Origin of the sequence: Microbacterium arborescens, from assembly GCF_049707515.1 — a bacterium.
GTDB lineage: Bacteria > Actinomycetota > Actinomycetes > Actinomycetales > Microbacteriaceae > Microbacterium > Microbacterium arborescens_B.
Map to the genome: position 1 here is coordinate 452,441 of NZ_JBNAFI010000003.1, position 16,206 is coordinate 468,646.

General features: G+C 70.3%; 19 protein-coding genes. 9 read left to right on the top strand and 10 right to left on the bottom strand.

Features of this window, described 5'->3' with window-relative positions; all coding sequences use genetic code 11:
* Position 1 precedes the first annotated feature (1 nt).
* From truA to ACPYN5_RS09210, 5 genes are all read left to right on the top strand, one after another.
* Positions 2 to 835 (top strand): tRNA pseudouridine(38-40) synthase TruA, encoded by an 834-nt coding sequence (gene truA, locus ACPYN5_RS09190; protein ID WP_424448668.1) that lies wholly within the window; start codon positions 2 to 4, stop codon positions 833 to 835.
* A 32-nt stretch (positions 836 to 867) separates the two neighbouring features.
* Positions 868 to 1,536: an endonuclease/exonuclease/phosphatase family protein gene (locus tag ACPYN5_RS09195; protein WP_424448669.1), complete on the top strand. Its 669-nt coding sequence runs from the start codon at positions 868 to 870 to the stop codon at positions 1,534 to 1,536.
* Between the two features lie 55 nt (positions 1,537 to 1,591).
* Positions 1,592 to 2,257, top strand: coding sequence for a hypothetical protein (locus ACPYN5_RS09200; RefSeq protein ID WP_424448670.1), 666 nt, complete (start codon positions 1,592 to 1,594; stop codon positions 2,255 to 2,257).
* Between the two features lie 128 nt (positions 2,258 to 2,385).
* Entirely contained in the window at positions 2,386 to 3,132 is a 747-nt protein-coding gene (locus ACPYN5_RS09205; RefSeq protein ID WP_424448671.1) for a fructose 1,6-bisphosphatase, read from the top strand.
* A gap of 128 nt (positions 3,133 to 3,260) precedes the next feature.
* Positions 3,261 to 4,751 carry a glycosyltransferase family 2 protein gene (locus tag ACPYN5_RS09210; RefSeq protein ID WP_424448672.1) on the top strand — a complete coding sequence of 497 codons (1,491 nt, stop codon included), beginning with the start codon at positions 3,261 to 3,263 and terminating at the stop codon, positions 4,749 to 4,751.
* A 35-nt stretch (positions 4,752 to 4,786) separates the two neighbouring features.
* Here ACPYN5_RS09210 and ACPYN5_RS09215 read toward each other — a convergent pair whose 3' ends face one another.
* Both ACPYN5_RS09215 and ACPYN5_RS09220 read right to left on the bottom strand, forming a co-directional pair.
* A complete protein-coding gene (locus ACPYN5_RS09215) occupies positions 4,787 to 5,872 on the bottom strand; it encodes a response regulator transcription factor (protein ID WP_424448673.1) in 1,086 nt (361 codons plus the stop codon).
* 80 nt (positions 5,873 to 5,952) lie between these two features.
* Positions 5,953 to 7,095 (bottom strand): glycoside hydrolase family 6 protein, encoded by a 1,143-nt coding sequence (locus ACPYN5_RS09220; RefSeq protein WP_424448674.1) that lies wholly within the window; start codon positions 7,093 to 7,095, stop codon positions 5,953 to 5,955.
* Between the two features lie 107 nt (positions 7,096 to 7,202).
* Between ACPYN5_RS09220 and ACPYN5_RS09225 the strand changes: the two genes are divergently transcribed.
* Both ACPYN5_RS09225 and ACPYN5_RS09230 read left to right on the top strand, forming a co-directional pair.
* Positions 7,203 to 7,910, top strand: a complete 708-nt coding sequence (locus ACPYN5_RS09225; RefSeq protein WP_424448675.1) for a universal stress protein — start codon at positions 7,203 to 7,205, stop codon at positions 7,908 to 7,910.
* Positions 7,907 to 8,368, top strand: a complete 462-nt coding sequence (locus ACPYN5_RS09230) for a VanZ family protein (RefSeq protein WP_424448676.1) — start codon at positions 7,907 to 7,909, stop codon at positions 8,366 to 8,368. The genes ACPYN5_RS09225 and ACPYN5_RS09230 overlap by 4 nt, the downstream gene beginning before the upstream one ends.
* A gap of 19 nt (positions 8,369 to 8,387) precedes the next feature.
* Here ACPYN5_RS09230 and ACPYN5_RS09235 read toward each other — a convergent pair whose 3' ends face one another.
* From ACPYN5_RS09235 to ACPYN5_RS09260, 6 genes are all read right to left on the bottom strand, one after another.
* Entirely contained in the window at positions 8,388 to 9,455 is a 1,068-nt protein-coding gene (locus ACPYN5_RS09235) for a spore photoproduct lyase family protein (RefSeq protein ID WP_424448677.1), read from the bottom strand.
* A 67-nt stretch (positions 9,456 to 9,522) separates the two neighbouring features.
* Positions 9,523 to 9,771 carry a hypothetical protein gene (locus tag ACPYN5_RS09240; protein WP_424448678.1) on the bottom strand — a complete coding sequence of 83 codons (249 nt, stop codon included), beginning with the start codon at positions 9,769 to 9,771 and terminating at the stop codon, positions 9,523 to 9,525.
* Between the two features lie 9 nt (positions 9,772 to 9,780).
* Positions 9,781 to 10,656, bottom strand: a complete 876-nt coding sequence (locus ACPYN5_RS09245) for a metal ABC transporter permease (RefSeq protein ID WP_424448679.1) — start codon at positions 10,654 to 10,656, stop codon at positions 9,781 to 9,783.
* The gene (locus tag ACPYN5_RS09250) at positions 10,653 to 11,387 is read right to left on the bottom strand and encodes a metal ABC transporter ATP-binding protein (RefSeq protein WP_424448697.1); all 735 of its coding nucleotides are present in this window, start codon (positions 11,385 to 11,387) and stop codon (positions 10,653 to 10,655) included. The genes ACPYN5_RS09245 and ACPYN5_RS09250 overlap by 4 nt, the downstream gene beginning before the upstream one ends.
* Positions 11,387 to 12,325, bottom strand: a complete 939-nt coding sequence (locus tag ACPYN5_RS09255; RefSeq protein ID WP_424448680.1) for a metal ABC transporter substrate-binding protein — start codon at positions 12,323 to 12,325, stop codon at positions 11,387 to 11,389. The genes ACPYN5_RS09250 and ACPYN5_RS09255 overlap by 1 nt, the downstream gene beginning before the upstream one ends.
* 9 nt (positions 12,326 to 12,334) lie before the next feature.
* Complete coding sequence (locus tag ACPYN5_RS09260; protein WP_424448681.1) at positions 12,335 to 13,450, bottom strand: Gfo/Idh/MocA family protein; 1,116 nt, start codon at positions 13,448 to 13,450, stop codon at positions 12,335 to 12,337.
* Positions 13,451 to 13,492: 42 nt separating this feature from the next.
* Here ACPYN5_RS09260 and ACPYN5_RS09265 point away from each other — a divergent pair, with 42 nt between their 5' ends.
* Positions 13,493 to 14,455 (top strand): alpha/beta fold hydrolase, encoded by a 963-nt coding sequence (locus tag ACPYN5_RS09265; protein WP_424448682.1) that lies wholly within the window; start codon positions 13,493 to 13,495, stop codon positions 14,453 to 14,455.
* Between the two features lie 56 nt (positions 14,456 to 14,511).
* Here the strand turns inward: ACPYN5_RS09265 and ACPYN5_RS09270 are convergent, their stop codons facing one another.
* Complete coding sequence (locus ACPYN5_RS09270; protein ID WP_424448683.1) at positions 14,512 to 14,688, bottom strand: hypothetical protein; 177 nt, start codon at positions 14,686 to 14,688, stop codon at positions 14,512 to 14,514.
* 19 nt (positions 14,689 to 14,707) lie between these two features.
* Positions 14,708 to 15,808, bottom strand: a complete 1,101-nt coding sequence (locus ACPYN5_RS09275) for a VanZ family protein (RefSeq protein WP_424448684.1) — start codon at positions 15,806 to 15,808, stop codon at positions 14,708 to 14,710.
* 99 nt (positions 15,809 to 15,907) lie between these two features.
* Between ACPYN5_RS09275 and ACPYN5_RS09280 the strand changes: the two genes are divergently transcribed.
* Positions 15,908 to 16,206: class II aldolase/adducin family protein (locus ACPYN5_RS09280; RefSeq protein ID WP_424448685.1), on the top strand; the 299-nt coding region annotated here is incomplete at its 3' end.

Consider the following 16,206-nt stretch of genomic DNA (forward strand, 5'->3'; position numbering starts at 1 on the left):
GGTGCGCCTGCGACTCGACATCGCCTACGACGGATCCGGCTTCTCGGGCTGGGCGCGGCAACCGGGACTGCGCACCGTGCAGGGGTCGATCGAGGCCGCCGTCAGCCGCGTCCTCGGCGGCGAGGCGCAGCTTGTCGTCGCCGGTCGCACCGACGCCGGCGTGCACGCCTCCGGTCAGGTCGCACACCTCGACCTCAGCGAGGCGCAGGAGTCGAGGCTGCGCCGCGGACGCGATCCGGAACCCGCAGCACTGGCCGCCCGCCTCAACGGGGTGCTCGGGCGGTACGCCGACGTGCACGTCCGGGCGAGCGCCGAGGCGCCCATCGGGTTCGACGCGCGCTTCTCCGCCGTCTGGCGCCGGTACGCCTACCGGATCGCCGATCGCACCGTGGGATACGACCCGCTCGAACGCTTCCGCACGACGTTCGTGCCTGCCGTACTCGACGAGACGGCGATGGACGCCGCAGCCCGCAGCCTCACGGGCCTCCACGACTTCGCCGCGTACTGCAAGCCGCGGCCCGAAGCGACGACGATCCGCACGCTGCTCGAGTTCGACTGGCGACGCGACGAGCGCGGCGTGCTGCTCGCCAACGTCAAGGCCGACGCGTTCTGCCACAGCATGGTGCGCGCCCTCGTCGGGGCGTGCGTCGCGGTGGGGGAGGGCCGGCTGACGATCGGGGATGTCGCCGTGCTGCGCGATGCCCGCGAACGCACGAGTGCCTTCGCGGTGCTGGCCGCCCGCGGGCTCACCCTCACCGAGGTCGGCTACCCCGCCGACGACCTGCTCGCCGCGCGCGCGGAGCAGACCCGCGCCCGCCGCGCAACAGACACCTGACCGAAAGGAAGCGGGCGTAGCCTGACGGCACCATGAAGGTCATCTCGTACAACCTGCGGAAGCATCGCGCGGCATCCGAGCTCGCCGCCCTCGTCGAGCAGCACGGCGCCGACGTGCTGTGCCTGCAGGAGGCCGACACCAGCGGCATCCCGGACGAGATCAGCGGGCTGCGGCTGGCCGAGGCGACGGCGCGGAACCGGCTCGGGCTCGCGGTGTACTACCGCGAGAACACCTATCGCGCGGTCGAGGTGCGATCCCTCGCGCTGAAGAAGTCGCTGCACGATCGCGTGCTCAAGCCCGCCGAGGAGCGCATGCTCGGCGTGAGGCTGCGCGACATCGACCACGGGCGCGATGTCATCGTGGCGAGCTTCCATGCCGCCCCGCTGACGGCGCTGAACTCGCTGCGCCGCAACCAGATCCAGGCGGCCCTCGGGTCACTCGCCGAGCTGGGCACGGGGCTGCCGATCCTCATGGTGGGCGACTACAACTACCCCGTCTTCAAGGAGAACCTCGGGCAGGTCGTGCGCAAACAGGGCTACGAGCTGACGCTGAGCGATGCCAGGACCTACACGCGCTACAAGTTCTTCCGCGGGCACTACGACTTCGCCACCAGCGTCGGCTTCGACATCGCCCGCGTGCAGACCCTGCCGCAGGGGGCGAGCGATCATCTCCCGATCCTGGTCACCGCAGAGCCGGTCTGACGCCGCGCGCGATCCGCGTCCGCCCGTACACTCGGGGAAGGGAAGCGGAGGGAACATGATGCGACGCTGGGCGACAGCCGCCGCGGCAGCGGTGATGGCGATGGCCCTCGTGGGCTGCGGGCCGGCGCCGTGGAACCTCCCGTCCGCCGGCGGCGGCGACGCGAGCGATCCGGCTCCGTCGCCGAGCATCTCGCGCACCGCGGTGCCGCCCCCGGTGCCGAACGACCTCTCGAGCGGATCGACGGAACGTCAGGTGACCGCGGGCTCGGTCACGGGTTCGCTCAACTACTGGTCGGATCTGTCGATGGACCGGTGGTCGGCGACGGCGCTCAAACCCGTCAGCCTGTCGCTCGTGACGACGGTGAGCCCCGACGACGGGCAGAAGGTGTACCTGCAGAAGGCGACGATGATCGCCGTCCCCGGCAACGCCGAGGGCGACTTCAGCCCGCTGGCGCCGTCGGCGGACCAGTCGGCGACGAACCCGGGTTACCTCGTCCTGTCGCCCTACAGCTACTCGCAGACGTTCTACGTCGGCGAGGTGCCGCCCGAGGCGACCTTCGTCACCATCCGCTTCACGTACGACTTCCTCGTGCAGACCACGCCCACGTCGTCGGAGTTCGCCAAGCAGACCGCGACCGACAGCATCACGGTCGCGATCGCCGCCTCGGAGACCGCCAGCGAGACCGACGCCGAGACCAGCACCGAGACCGACGCCGACTGAAACCTCAAGGTCACCGCAAGGCGGCCTGAAGAGATGGCTAAACCGCCGGAGTCGCGCTCGCCGGGGTGGTTGTATGGCGAGGCCCGCGAAACCCGACGCCGGCTTCACCTCGAGAAAGCCGGTCTCCCATGTCTCCGCGCCGCTCCCGCTCCCTCCGCACCGCCGTGTCGGCGGGCGCGCTCGCTCTTTCGCTCGTCGCGCTCACGGGCTGCTCGCAGCTGACCGGCATGATCGACTCCATCCAGGGCGAGCCCGTCTCGGCCGTCCCGGCGCCGGCTCCCTCGCAGTCGCCGGCGATGGCGTTCAACTCGCAGTTCACCTACGACGGCTCGGTGGCGCTGTCATCCGACGTCGCCCAGGATCTGGAACTGCGTCTGGATGTCTGGGCGCAGAACCCCAAGCGCACGCAGGAGTGGACGCCCGGGGCGGAGAAGACGTTCGGTTTCGCCGTCAACGTCCACGACAACCGCGTCGACGAGAAGTCGGTGCTGTCGCAGAAGCGGCGCGTCTTCATCTCGTCGATCTCGATCACCTCGCAGACCGCGCAGACCTCGGGTCAGGTGCAGAGCCCGTTCCAGTTCAGCGCGGACCCGCGCACGCTCGTCCCGACCGACACGATCCGCTCCGACCGCGGGCTGCTGCTCAACAGCTTCCAGGGCGGTCTCTACGTCCCCGAGACGGTGATCCACGGGCTGCCCGCGGACACCTACGGCATGACGCTCGAGTTCGCGATGACGGTCTGGGTCGAGGGCAACGCCAACGACGACGCGAGCTTCACCCAGCAGACGGTGTACCAGTACCTCCCGGTCGCGATCTTCAACGAGGAGCAGGCCGCGGATGCCGTGCCCTCGCCCGCTCCGTCGACGACGCCCTGACGCGGCGCGCGTCCGCCAAATCCTTGCGCAGAAATTGCGCTTCACTTCGTCCGCTCTGAGCACGTCGCGCCGGAGAATGGATCCCGGTAGCCAGACAGCTGCCACGACCTCGCACAGGATGTGACCGCATGACTCAGACGCCGTACACGACGAACCCGGCGTTCGCGCAGCCTCAGTACCCGGCCGCGCCGGCGCCGGTGCAGCTCACCGACCACTTCGACGCGGCGGCGTACCCCGACGACTTCGAGTCCGTCCTCGAGAGCACCACCGTCCACCGCTCCACCATCGGCTGCGTCATCCCGGCGTACAACGAGGAGGAGTCGATCGCGGGCGTCATCGAGGGCCTGCTCGCCCAGACGCGCGTACCCGACGTCATCCACGTCATCGCCAACAACACTTCCGACAACACCGTCAAGATCGCCGCGGGCTACGCCGGTCCCCACGAGATCACGACCGAGCTCGGGACGCAGTTCACCGAGGTGTTCGTCCACGACATCGGCAAGAACCCCGACAAGAAGGTCGGCGCGCTCAACTACGGCTACTCGCTCGTCGAGGGCTACGACTACCTGCTCGGCGTCGACGGCGACACCATCGCCGATTCGCGCGCGGTGGAGTACCTCGAGTCCGAGGCCGTCGGCGACTCGCGCATCGGCGGCATCTCGGCGATCTACTCGATCGACGACCGACCGATCAAGGGCACGATCGCGAAGTTCCTCATCGCCGGTCAGCGCACGCAGTTCGCCGCGTTCAACATGCAGAACCTGCTGCGCGGTCGCAACATGGCCGTGCTCGGCGGACAGTTCTCGATCTTCTCCACCAACGCCCTGCGCGACGCGATGAAGGCGAACCACCAGTCGACGCCGTGGGTCAAGGACTCCGAGGTCGAGGACTCGCTTCTCTCGCTCCAGATCAAGAGCGCCGGGTACCTCACCAAGATCAGCCCGTACGCCCGCGCCAACGTCGGCGGCATGACGACGCTGAAGGGCTACGACGCCCAGCAGGTGAAGTGGACCTACGGCGCGATCGAGCTGATGTGGCCGGGGCAGCGGGGCGACACGAAGGGCCAGCCCTTCCACCCCAACCTGCGCCTGCGCTGGTTCGAGAACTTCGGGATGCTGACGAACCTGTTCGTGCGCGTGGCGTTCCTCATCCTGCTCGCCGGGTCGCTCTCGATCAGCGCGTTCGTCTTCTCGCCGCTGTGGCTCGTCCCGCCGCTCGTGGCGATCCTGCTCAACCTCCGTATGGCGATGAGCATCAAGGACCGCAACCGTCGCGACATCCTGTTCGCGCTCCTGGTCTTCCCCGCCGAGGCGTTCATGTGGGTCAGGCTCGGCCACTTCATGCGCTCGTGGTCGCGATTCCTGTCGAAGAAGAAGGTCGACAACTGGGCCATGCAGGCCAAGGCCGAGAGCGGCGGTGGCAGCATCGGTCACTGGATGCCGATGGTGATCCTCGCCGCCGTGCTGCTGGCGATGGCCGTCGTGTGGAACCTCATCGGTCCCGTCGCTCAGTCGTCGATCCTGTGGATCGGGTGGCCGATCGTCGGCGTCGTGACCGTGCTGCAGACGCTGCTGATGTTCTCGAAGCTCGTGCGCCGCCAGAACGGCTACCAGGTCTGATCCGCCGGGCCCGGCGCCCGTGGGGTCCCGAGCGGTCAGGCCGGGGCGGCCATCTCCGACGTCATGCGGTAACCGACGCCCCGCACGGTCTCGATGTACCGGGGGGTCGTGGGGTTGTCGGCGAGCTTCCGGCGCAGGTTGGTCATGTGCGCCTCGATGGCGCGCTTGTCGGCCTCGCCGACGAAGTAGCTGGTGACGTACGACTCGCCGCGTAGGACCAGCGTGAGGTCGGCCTTCGACCGGACCCGCCGCTTGGATGCCATCAGGGTCGACAGCAGGTCGAACTCGGTACGGGTCAGATCGAGCTCGCGCCCGGCAACGTACGCGAGGCGGGTGTCGGTGTCGACCTGCAGATCGCGATGCGAGAGCCACTGCTCGCCCGTGACGGGGACGAGCTCACCGGCCGGCTGGTGCACGACGAGCTCGGCGCCGGACGAGGGGGCGGGCGCATCGCCGGGGCGATGCACGATGATGGGCTGCTGCGGCGGTGACGCGGGGTGCACCGGCGGGGCGGGCTGCTGCTGGGGCGGCGGCGCGTAGACGGGCTGCGGCGCGGGGAACTGCGGCGCTACCGGCGCTGCCGGGGCGGGCGCGGGGGTCGCCCCGGGGAAGCGGGCGAGGTACTCCTCGTACGACAGGGGCGCGCCGTCGGCGGGCGCCGGCGCCGGGGCGGGCGTTGCCGAGCGGGCTCCGGGGAACGACGGGCCGACCGAATCCTGCTGCGGGGTCTGCTGCGGGGCCGAGGCACGCGGGCGCCGCAGGAGGGCGTCGACGCGGGCGCGGAACTCGCGCGGGCGGAAGGGCTTGACGATGTACTCGTCGGCGCCGGCGCCGAGGCCGAGGACGACGTCGGCCTCTTCGGAGAGCCCCGTGAGCATGATGATGTAGGTGTCGCTCTGGGCGCGGATGCGCCGCGCCGCTTCGAACCCGTCGATGCCGGGCATGTTGACGTCGAGGGTCGTCAGGAGGGGCCGGTACGACAGCACCGCCTGGATGCCGTCGATGCCGTTGCCGACCGAGACGGTGGAGAAGCCGGCGGCCTCGAGCACCTCGACGAGGAGATGGCGGATGTCGGGGTCGTCCTCGACGATGACCGCGGTCTTCAGCTGCTCCGACGCCATGCTCGTCACTCTTCTCCCTCAGGTTCGGGTAATTTTGTCATAAGCACGGGGCGCGGCGGTGTCGCCCGAACGGCCGACAGTCAGTACTCGACGTCGCGGGTCAGATCGACGGCTCCGGCCGGCCACCATACTCCGGCGGCGGGACCGCCGTTGCAGGGGCCGTCGCTCTCGCCGGGCGGCTTGATCCAGAGGTTCGTGTCGACCACGTCGTCGCCGTACGTCCCGCTCGGGTCGCCGACGCTGCGCCCCGGCGGGTTGCACCATTCGCCGTCGTCCGGTGCGCCGGCTCCGTTGCGCGACGTGTCGACGAGGGCGTGCATTCCGCCGAGGCGGTCGGACAGGGTGTGGGCGTAGGCGAACTCGTCGAACGTGCTGTTGAAGTTCGACACGTTCGTCGCGAAACCTCGCACGCCCGACCCGGCGACCCGCTCGATGAGCCCGGCCATGACGTCGGCGCCGAGCCAGTTCGAATGCCCGCCGTCGACGTAGACCCATGTGTCGGGGCCTGTCAGGCGGCCGAGGGCGCCCCGCAGCTGCGTGACCCGTTCGTCGACGTTGCCGCACTGCGGGGCGAGGGCGAGGCTGTCGGGCTCGACGACGACGACCTTCTTCACGTCGGGCACGGATCGCAGCGCCGTGCCGATCTGCGTCGTCCAGGTCTCGTAGTCGGCCTCGTCGAGCCCGCCGGCGGAGTGATTGCCGCAGTCGCGTCCGGGCAGGCCGTAGACGACGACGGCCATCGCGGTGTCGGCGTCGCGAGCCTCCTGCGCGATGTGCAGGACGCGCTCGCCGACCTCGCCGATGGGATCCTGCTCGGGGGTCAGCCAGTAGGCGGTGGGCTGGGCCGCGAGGTACTCGGCGGCGGCGACCTCCTCGGCCGTTCCTCCCGCCGCGGCGGCGCGGGCGGCCTTCGACTCATCGGGTGCGACGAACGCGGTGCCGACACGCGGAGGCCGTGCGGTGAGCATCTGGACTCCGTTCAGCACGAGCGATACGGCGAAGGCGATGCCGGCGATGAGAAGGGCGGCCGCCGCCACGATGATCGCGATCCACGCCCAGCGGGGGACGCGGCGGCGTCGCCGGGGCGCGGGTGCCGGCCGTTCGGGCGCGGGCGGCGCTTCGTAATGCCCGTCCACGACGTAGCGCCCGTCGGCGTGGCGCCCGTGGACATCGTGTCCGGCAGCAGGGTGACGCGACTCGTCGGCGCTCGGTCGCTGTGTCACGCGTCGACTCTAATCGGTGGGCGTGTCCGTCGGGTCGTCGTGTCCGTACACCGCGGCGGCTAGCCTGGGGCGATCGGGGCTTCGAATCGGCGAGAGGGGCGGCACTCATGAGCGATGTGATCCTGGGCGTGACCGACGCGGACGGGACGGCGGCACGTGTGTGGGCGGTGCGCCGGGCGGAGGCTCTGGGCCTGCCGCTGCGCGAACTGCTGATCGCGCCGACCCGCGACGATGTCGACACCGCCGTCGCCGCGACCGCGGATGCGGAGATCCTCGTCCTCCCGGCTGAACACGGCCATTCGTACCGTCCGCTCATCGCGCAAGCGCACTGCCCGATCGCGATCGTCCCCGACGAGGCCCCGAGTGGTCTCGACGCCCCCAGTGCCGCTCGTGAGGGCATCCTGGTCGGTGTCGACGCCACGGAGGTATCGGCTCGCGCGCTCGCCTTCGCCGCCGGCGAGGCTGCTCGCACGCGCCAGCCCCTCGTCGCGCTCGCCGCGTGGGAGCCGGTCGCGGTCGGCACGGAGCCGGGGCTCGACCTGTGGACCGGCCCCATGCCGGTCGACCTCTCCGAGGCCACCGCCGCGATGGTGGAGCGCATGCTCGAACCGGTGCGCGCCGGCCACCCGCAGCTCGAGGTGCGCACCCGCATCGAGGTCGGCGACGCCTCGGCCCTCATCGAGGAGGCGTCGCGCGGTGCGGTGCTGACCGTCGTCGGCTCGCACGGGCGCACGGGGCTGTCGCGCCTGCTGCTCGGGTCGGTCAGCGAGCACGTGGCCGCTCACGTCGCCTCCCCGGCCGTCGTCGTGCGGTGACGCGGGCGCTGCGCACCACCCCCTCATCGCGGATCGCGCGGGCGCTGCTCGCCGGCTACGTCGTCGTGCTCGCGCTCATCGCGTTCTGGCCGACCCCGGTCGACCGCGACGCCGGGCCGTTCCTCGCGGCGATCACGGGCGCGGTGCCGTGGTTGACCTACGGGCGCATCGAGTTCATCGCGAACATCGCGCTGTTCGTACCCTTCGGGTGGTGCGCGGCCGTCGGATGGCGGGGCTGGCGCGCGGTCGTCGTTCCGGCGGCCCTGGTCATCTCGACCGCCATCGAGGTCGGGCAGGGATTGCTGCTCACCGAGCGCACCTCGAGCGTCTGGGATGTCGTGGCCAATACCGCCGGCGCGGCCGTGGGGTGGCTGATCGCCGCGCCGTGGCGCCGGCGCCGGCGGCGGCGAGAGGCGTGGCAGATCGTCGGCCCGGGGCAGCCCGCGTCGGACGACTGAGCCTCGCGGGCGCGACGGGTCAGAAGGCGTAGCGAATACGGCACGACGGCAGTTCGCGCTCGATGAGCGCGCAGAGCGTCGCGACCGCTTCGCCCTTCATCGGCGAGCGGTACCGGACGTTGATCGCGCCGTTCTGCGAGCGCTTGGTCTCCTGCATCCGCGGGGTCCACAGCAGGTCCTCACCGCGCGGATGCCAGCCGAGGTTCACCTCGTGGAGTCCCTCGTTGTGCGTGAGGAGGATGATCTCGCACGCGAGCTGCGCCTTCGCGCGATCCGACAGCACGTCGTCGAGCTCGCGCAGCAGGGCGGTCCAGTCGGCGACCCACGTGGGGGTGAGGATGACGGGCGAGAAGTTGAGGTGCACCTCGTAGCCGGCCTCGACGAAGTCGTTGATCGCGGCGATGCGCTCGGAGATCGGCGAGGTGCGGATGTCGGTCACCTTCGCCGTGTCGTGCGGCATGAGCGAGAAGCGGATGCGCGTTCGCCCGAGCGGATCCCACTCGAGGAGGTCGCGGTTGACGTATTTGGTCGCGAACGAGGCCTTCGCGGTCGGCGACATCCGGAACAGCTCGCACAGGTCGCGGACATTCTCGCTGATCATCGCGTCGACCGAGCAGTCGCTGTTCTCGCCGATGTCGTAGACCCACGCCTCGGGGTCGCACTGGTTCGGCTCGGTCTTGGGCCCCTGTCGGGCGATGTGACGCGCGAGGTGACGGGAGATCTCGTCGATGTTCGCGAACACCGTGACGGGATTGCTGTACCCCTTGCGCCGCGGCACGTAGCAGTAGGAGCACGCCATGGCGCATCCGTTCGCGGTCGAGGGCGCGATGAAATCGGCGGAGCGGCCGTTGAGGCGCGTCGCGACCGACTTCTTCACCCCGAGCACGAGGGCCTCGGTCTTGATGCGCACCCACCGGCGGACGTTCGTCTCGTCGCCGTGGACCTCGGGGACCAGCCAGTGCGAGTCGATGGGCACGATCTCGGCGCCCGGCCAGCGTGCCACGACCTCTTGCCCGCGCGGCAGCTCGAGCGCGGCTCGCTCGGCGTAGATGCGGCTGATCTGCAGCAGCGGTGCGGGTTCGCGCATCATCCCGTTCTACCCGTGGCCACCGACATCGGCATCGTCGGCGGCCACGGGAGGACAGCGGGGCGGTTCAGTCGCGCGACTCGAGCTCGACCTCGCCGGCAGCGAGGGCATCGGCGTACGTGCGTACGTCGGGGCCGGGCTCCCAATCGATGAACTTGTCCTTCATGTGGCTGACGAGCGCGGCGTAGGCCTTGTCGGCGTCCGCGGCATCGTCGGTTCCGGCGACGGCGGCGACGGCATCCTGCAGGACACGGTCGGCGTCATCGAGCACCTTCTGGCGGGCTTCGTCGTTCCAGTGGATCTCGCTGATCTTCATACCGGCACGCTATGCAGCCGGAACGGATTCGGCGATGGGCTTGCGCGAAGCGATCCGACGACCGATGACCCCGTGCTTCGGACTGAACAGGTACACCGCGGCGAAGACGACGCCCTGGACGAGCACGACGAGTCCCCCTGAGGAGGCGTCGACCCAGTAGCTCAGGTAGATCCCGACGACCGAGGAGGTCGCCGAGAGGACGGGGGCGATCACGAGCATGCGGCCGAAGCGGTCGGTGAGCAGGTGGGCGGTGGCTCCCGGGATGATCAGCATCGCCACGACCAGCACGACACCCACGACCTGCAGGGCGACGACGGCCGTCAGCGCGAGGACCCCCAGCAGCAGTCCCGACAGCAGGCGGGGGGACAGGCCGATCGCGAAGGTGTGGATCGGGTCGAAGGCGAACAGGGTCAGGTCGCGGCGCTTGACGAACAGGATCGCGAAAGCGACGGCGGCGAGGGCGGCGATCTGCACGAGGTCGCCCGCCGAGACGCCCAGGACGTTGCCGAACAGAATGTGGTTGAGGTCGGTCTGGCTCGGGGTGACGGAGATGAGCACGAGGCCCAGGGCGAACAGCGTCGTGAAGACGATTCCGATCGCGGCATCCTCCTTCACCCGGCTCGTGCCGCGGATGATGCCGATGAGCGCCACGGCGAGGAACCCGAACACGAGAGCGCCGACCGCGAACGGGGCGCCGAGGACGTACGCGAGCACGACCCCGGGCAGCACCGCGTGGCTGACCGCGTCGCCCATGAGCGACCAGCCGATGAGGACGAGCCAGCACGACAGGACGGCGCAGACGATGGCGGCGATCGCGGTGGCCGAGAGCGCGCGCAGCATGAACTCGTACCGAAGGGGCTCGAGCAGGATGTCGACGGGGTTCACGGGCGCTCCTCGATGGTCAGTCCGAAGGCGCGGGCGAGGAGCTCGGGCCGCAGCGCCTCGTCGACGGCCCCCTGGAACACGACACGGCGCAGCAGCAGCACCGCCTCGTCGGCGAGTGAGGGAAGCGCGTGCAGATCGTGGGTCGAGACGAGCACGGTGCGTCCGTCGGCGGCAAGCTCGCGGAGAAGACGCACGATCGTCGCCTCGGACTTCTTGTCGACACCGGCGAAGGGCTCGTCGAGCAGCAGCACGCCGGCATCCTGGGCGATCCCGCGGGCGACGAACGCGCGCTTGCGCTGTCCGCCCGAGAGCCGGCCGATCTGGCGGTCGGCGAGGTCGATCAGCTCGACGCGCTCGAGGGCGGCGTCGACGGCGCGATGATCCTCCGCGCGCGGACGCCGGGTGGGGCCGAGGCGTCCGTAGCGCCCCATCATCACGACGTCGCGCACCGACACCGGGAAGGTCCAGTCGACGTCCTCGCTCTGCGGGACGTAACCGATGAGGCCCTGGCGACGCGCCGCCGCCGGGGTCTGCCCCGCGACCGTCACCCGACCGCTCGCCGGCCGGACGAGGCCCGCGATCGATTTGAACAGCGTCGACTTGCCCGATCCGTTCATACCGATCAGCGCCGTCACCCGCCCGGGCGCAACGGTGAGGGTGACGTCCTCGAGGGCCACGATGTCGCGGTAGCGCACCGAGACGCCCGAAATCTCGATGCCGGCGGCGGGGATCACGAGGCACTCCCGGTCAGCGCCGCGGCGATCGTCTCGGCGTCGTGGCGGAGGAGATCCAGGTAGGTCGGCACCGGGCCGTCCGGCTCCGACAGCGAGTCGACGTAGAGGGTGCCGCCGAAGACGGCATCCGTCGCCTCGACCACCTGCTGCATCGGACGGTCCGAGACGGTCGACTCGCAGAAGACGGCGGGCACGTCGCCATCCTCGACGAATTCGATCGTCTGCCGGATCTGCTGAGGGGTGGCCTGCTGCTCGGCGTTGACGGGCCAGATGTACGCCTCGGTGAGTCCGGCGTCGCGGGCGAGGTACGAGAACGCGCCTTCGCACGTGACGAGCGCGCGCTGCCGGGCGGGAACCGTCGCGAGGTCGGCGACGAGATCGTCGTGGATCCGCTGCAGCTCGGCGCTGTACTCGGCGCCGTTCGCGGCGTAGACGTCGGCCCCCGCGGGATCGAGGTCGCTGAAGGCCGCGACGATGTTCTCGACGTAGATCTGGACGTTCAGCGGGCTCATCCATGCGTGCGGGTTCGGCTTGCCGGCGTACGCATCGCCGGTGATGTCGATCGTCTCGACCCCGTCGGAGACCACGGCATGGGGTGCGTCGGCGGTCTCGACGAAGCGCGCGAACCACGACTCCAGGCCGAGACCGTTGTCGAGGATCAGGTCGGCGTCGGATGCCGCCGCGATGTCTCGCGGGGTCGGTTCGTAGCCGTGGATCTCGGCGCCCGCCTTCGTGATGGAGCGGACGTCGAGGCGGTCGCCCGCGACGTTCCGGGCGATGTCGGCGAGCACCGTGAACGTCGTGAGCACGACCGGCCGTCCATCCGACGGCGCCCCGGCCGCGCCCTCGTTCGAGCTCGTCGCGCAGCCGGCGAGCAGCGCGACCGCGGCCGCGACCGACACCAGGGCGGAGGCGCGGCGTCGATTTTTCGGCATACCGAAAAATTACCCGCTGACCTCGCGCACACGCAATTCCTCGTCGACGACGTCGGCCCAGGGTTGACGAGCCGAGCGCACGCTGGTACCCGTGGCCGCCGCCTGCTGCATGAGCAGCGCGAGATAGTGGTCCTGACTCGCCTCGGCGAGGGAGTAGACGGGAGCGACGCCCGCGATGGCCTCCGGCATCGCGCCCAGCATGCGGGCGATCGCGATCTCGTCGTCGTTCAACCGGGCTGGGCGGAAGGGGTTTCGGAAGACCCATTCGTCGCCCAGCAGGATGCCGCGCAGGAACATTCCCTCGAGGTTGCCGCCCTCGCCGGTCAGCACGCGCCGCAGCGAGTCGAAGACGGGCTCGTCGAACCGGCGGAGGTGGCGCACCTCGCCGTTCTCGATCTCGCCGCGCTCGCCGCGGATGAGCAGACGGTTGCCGCGGATCCAGGAGAAGTACTGTTCGCCGGCGAAGTCGTAGACGCCGAGCCGGTCGCCGAAGTCGAAGCGCGCGGTCGTCTGAGTCGCCGTCACGACGCGCTCCTCGGCCGGATCGCCCGCGCGGCCCGGCCCCGCCACGAGGGGAGATCGGAAGACGGATGCCGTGATGACGGCCTCGTCCGCGCCGATGCCGAGCGCCCGGCGCATGACGCTGACGCCGTGATAGTCGTGGCACTGCGCGACCAGGGCCTGGGAGGGCCGGCCCAGCCGGCCCGAGCGCGCGACCGCGAGCTGTGACGACAGGAGCGGAGAGAGGTGGTACTGCTCGGCGACTTGAACGGTCGGCATCCCGGGGCGGCCGACGCGATCCCACAGCGCGACGAGATCGTCGACGTCGTTCGCCGGCGGGGTCTCGGTCAGGACGGGGACGCCGCGCTCGACGAGGTCGACGATGATGCCGGGGGCCGCGTCGCGCGGGACCGAGACGACGACGAAGTCGGGGACGCCGGCCGCGAGCAGACCGTCGATGTCGCTGTAGCCGCGCACCCCCCAGCGGCGCTCGATGTCCGCCGCGGTGTCGGAGCTGCGGGTGACGAGGCCCGAGACGCGGAAGCGCTCGGGGAGGGCGGCGGCGATGCGCAGGAAGAACTCGCTGCGCCATCCGCTGCCGACGATCGCGAAGGTGAGGCTCATCGGCACAGTCTGCCCGCCGCAGCGTGTGAGACGGTAGTCGACATGGAGCCGGCCGAGATCGACGTCGACACGGTCGAGTTCGACGGTGTCCGCACGCGGGTGACGCGGGTGCGGACCGAATCGTCGGAACACGCGGAGCGGGCCTTCGTGCTGATCGCGGGCATCGGCGTGGCAGCGACCTACTTCGACCTGCTCGCACCGATCCTCGCGCAGGACGCGCGCGTCTACGCGCTCGACCTGCCGGGCTTCGCCGGTCAGCGCGCGCCGCGCGACGAACCGTCGGTGTCGTTCTTCGCGGACCAGGTCGAAGCGGTGCTCGACCGGTTCGGACTCGACGACCCGGTGCTGCTGGGACACTCGTTCGGGACGCAGATCGTGACCGAGGTGCTCGAGCGCCGGCCCGGCATCCGTCAGGCCGTCCTCATCGGGCCCGTCGTCAACGACCGGGAGCGCTCGGTCGTGCTGCAGGCGATCCGGTTCGCGCAGTCGGCGCTGTTCGAGCCGTTCCGCCTGGTGCTGCTCGCGGTGAGCGCGTACCTCCTCTGCGGCTTCGCCTACTTCCTGCGGGTGCTGCCCCACATGATGTCGTATCGGCTAACGGCCCGGCTGCAGGATGTGCCGGCGCAGGTGCTGCTGATCCGCGGTGCCCGGGACTTCTCGTCGCCGCGCTACTTCCATTCCGCGCTCGTCGCCGCAGCGCGTGACGCGTGGCGGTGGGAGATCCACGGCGCCGCTCACTCCGTGATCAACGGCAACGCGATCGGCGTCGCGAAGCTCACGAGCGCCTTCGTGGCGGGCGACCTCGCGCGTCGGGGCCAGATGTCGGCCGAGGAGGCACGCGTTCCGCAGCCCGCGTACGGCGGCATCTCGCTGACGTGGCGGGCGGTGCGCTATCGCGTGCAGGAATGGTTCAGCGCCAAGGAGGGCGACGAGGTCGGCGTCGAGCACGCGAAGGAATCGCACGCCGCCGTGATGTGGCGGGCCTTCACGGGCGGCCGGAGCTGAGCTCCCCCCGCCGACGGTTCACTCCCAGACGGCGGCGTCGGGATCGATGCCGGTGATCAGCGATGGGTTCCGCGGGGGAGCAGCATGGGTGCGGCGATCGACAGGACGATCATGGCGACACCCCCGACGATGACGCCGAGCATCGGGTTGAGGGTCACCAGGCCCAGGAGGAATCCGAGGGCGATGCCGACGAGAGCGCCGGTGGCGGTGTGGGCGAGAGCTTCGACGTCCATGGCCACGACGCTACGGACATCATCCGCGGCGCGCGTCCCCCGAACGGGTGATTTCGTCTCGTCCTCGGGGACCACGCTCGCGGCTGTCACGCAGTTCCTGGCGGCCGAGGATTCCGGGCAGGCCCCGGCCGTTGCGCGTCGTCAGCGCGAGGACCGCGGCCGTCACGACGAACGCGAAGGTCAGCAGACCCCAGATGCCGGAGAGCTGGTCGAGGAGAGCGTATCCGCCGATGCCGCCCGCGAACCGGGTCAGCCGGGTCACCGCGACCGGGGCGGGGCCGCCGACGTAGCGGAGGCGCACCGCGAGGTCGCCGATCGTCCGCCCCGAAACGATCACGCATCCGGCGACGACCGCGAGGGCGGCGAGCGAGCCGGCGTCGCCGGCGATGTTGCTGCTGACGGCGAGGTCGCGGTTGCCCGTGAAGACCAGGGCGGCCTGCAGTCCGACGCTCACGAAGATCCCGACGAGCGAGTAGGCGAGCAGGTCGCACACCATCGCGAGGATGCGGCGGCCGCGAGTCACCGCGCGCGGGACGTCGCGCTCGCTGTGCGTCGGACGGCGGGGCACGAGGAGCGCGAGCATCGAGCCGAGGACCGCGCCGACGGTGTTGGTGAGCAGGTCGTCGACGTCGAAGACCCGGTACGCGCACGGGTAGACACCCCAGACGCCGGTCAGCTGCGTGAGCTCGACGACGAGCGAGATGGCCAGGCCCGCTGCCAGGGCCGTGAGGATGCCGCGGCGGCCGAGGATGCGCACGAAGAAGCCGAGCGGGAGGAAGAGCAGGACGTTGAGGGCGAGCTGGAGCACGGCGGAGTCAGAGAGGAAGGCGCGCGGGCTGCCGCCGGCGCGGTCGGCCGCGCCGCGGATGTCGTCGACGAACGCGAACAGGTCGACATTGACGCCGGCGCAGCGCAGCTCCGCGGGGTCGGGGAGCGGTAGCAGCGTGTAGGTCCAGATCGCGAAGAAATACACCAGGGCCGCGCTCCACAGCATGACCTGCCCGCCCGTGAGTCGTCCCGCGCGGCGGTATTGGATCGCCACGAACGGCACGAAAAGCACGATTCCGGCGAACGCGCCGATGCCTATCGCGAGCGCCGCGAGAAAGACACTGTCGCCCATGTCGCCGAGTCTTCCAGCAGCCTCGAGGTGTTACCGGTAACATGGCCGGATGAGCCCGACGCGCGGGTCGGGCTCATCCGAGAGGCGAGGGAGCACTCGATGGAACACGAGCACTCGACGGAGCACGAAGCGGTGGCGCAGGTTCGTGCCGAGGTGGCGTCGTTGCACGCGGAGCTGGTGCGTTACGGCCTGGTGGTGTGGACCGGGGGGAACGTGTCGGGGCGGGTTCGGCTTGGTGATGATCCCAGCGCTGATCTGTTCGTGATCAAGCCGTCGGGGGTGTCGTATGACGAGTTGGCTCCGGAGAACATGATCGTGTGTGATCTGGATGGCAATGTGGTGCCGGGTACGCCGGGTGCTGATCGGGCTCCGTCCAGTGATACGGCGGCTCATGCGTA

Excerpts from the sequence above, each read along its gene's own strand:
- ACPYN5_RS09195 (WP_424448669.1), top strand. The coding sequence starts at position 868 with ATGAAGGTCATCTCGTACAACCTGCGGAAGCATCGCGCGGCATCCGAG.
- ACPYN5_RS09200 (WP_424448670.1), top strand. The coding sequence starts at position 1,592 with ATGATGCGACGCTGGGCGACAGCCGCCGCGGCAGCGGTGATGGCGATG.
- ACPYN5_RS09205 (WP_424448671.1), top strand. The coding sequence starts at position 2,386 with ATGTCTCCGCGCCGCTCCCGCTCCCTCCGCACCGCCGTGTCGGCGGGC.
- ACPYN5_RS09210 (WP_424448672.1), top strand. The coding sequence starts at position 3,261 with ATGACTCAGACGCCGTACACGACGAACCCGGCGTTCGCGCAGCCTCAG.
- ACPYN5_RS09215 (WP_424448673.1), bottom strand. The coding sequence starts at position 5,872 with ATGGCGTCGGAGCAGCTGAAGACCGCGGTCATCGTCGAGGACGACCCC.
- ACPYN5_RS09225 (WP_424448675.1), top strand. The coding sequence starts at position 7,203 with ATGAGCGATGTGATCCTGGGCGTGACCGACGCGGACGGGACGGCGGCA.
- ACPYN5_RS09235 (WP_424448677.1), bottom strand. The coding sequence starts at position 9,455 with ATGCGCGAACCCGCACCGCTGCTGCAGATCAGCCGCATCTACGCCGAG.
- ACPYN5_RS09240 (WP_424448678.1), bottom strand. The coding sequence starts at position 9,771 with ATGAAGATCAGCGAGATCCACTGGAACGACGAAGCCCGCCAGAAGGTG.
- ACPYN5_RS09255 (WP_424448680.1), bottom strand. The coding sequence starts at position 12,325 with ATGCCGAAAAATCGACGCCGCGCCTCCGCCCTGGTGTCGGTCGCGGCC.
- ACPYN5_RS09260 (WP_424448681.1), bottom strand. The coding sequence starts at position 13,450 with ATGAGCCTCACCTTCGCGATCGTCGGCAGCGGATGGCGCAGCGAGTTC.
- ACPYN5_RS09265 (WP_424448682.1), top strand. The coding sequence starts at position 13,493 with ATGGAGCCGGCCGAGATCGACGTCGACACGGTCGAGTTCGACGGTGTC.
- ACPYN5_RS09270 (WP_424448683.1), bottom strand. The coding sequence starts at position 14,688 with ATGGACGTCGAAGCTCTCGCCCACACCGCCACCGGCGCTCTCGTCGGC.
- ACPYN5_RS09275 (WP_424448684.1), bottom strand. The coding sequence starts at position 15,808 with ATGGGCGACAGTGTCTTTCTCGCGGCGCTCGCGATAGGCATCGGCGCG.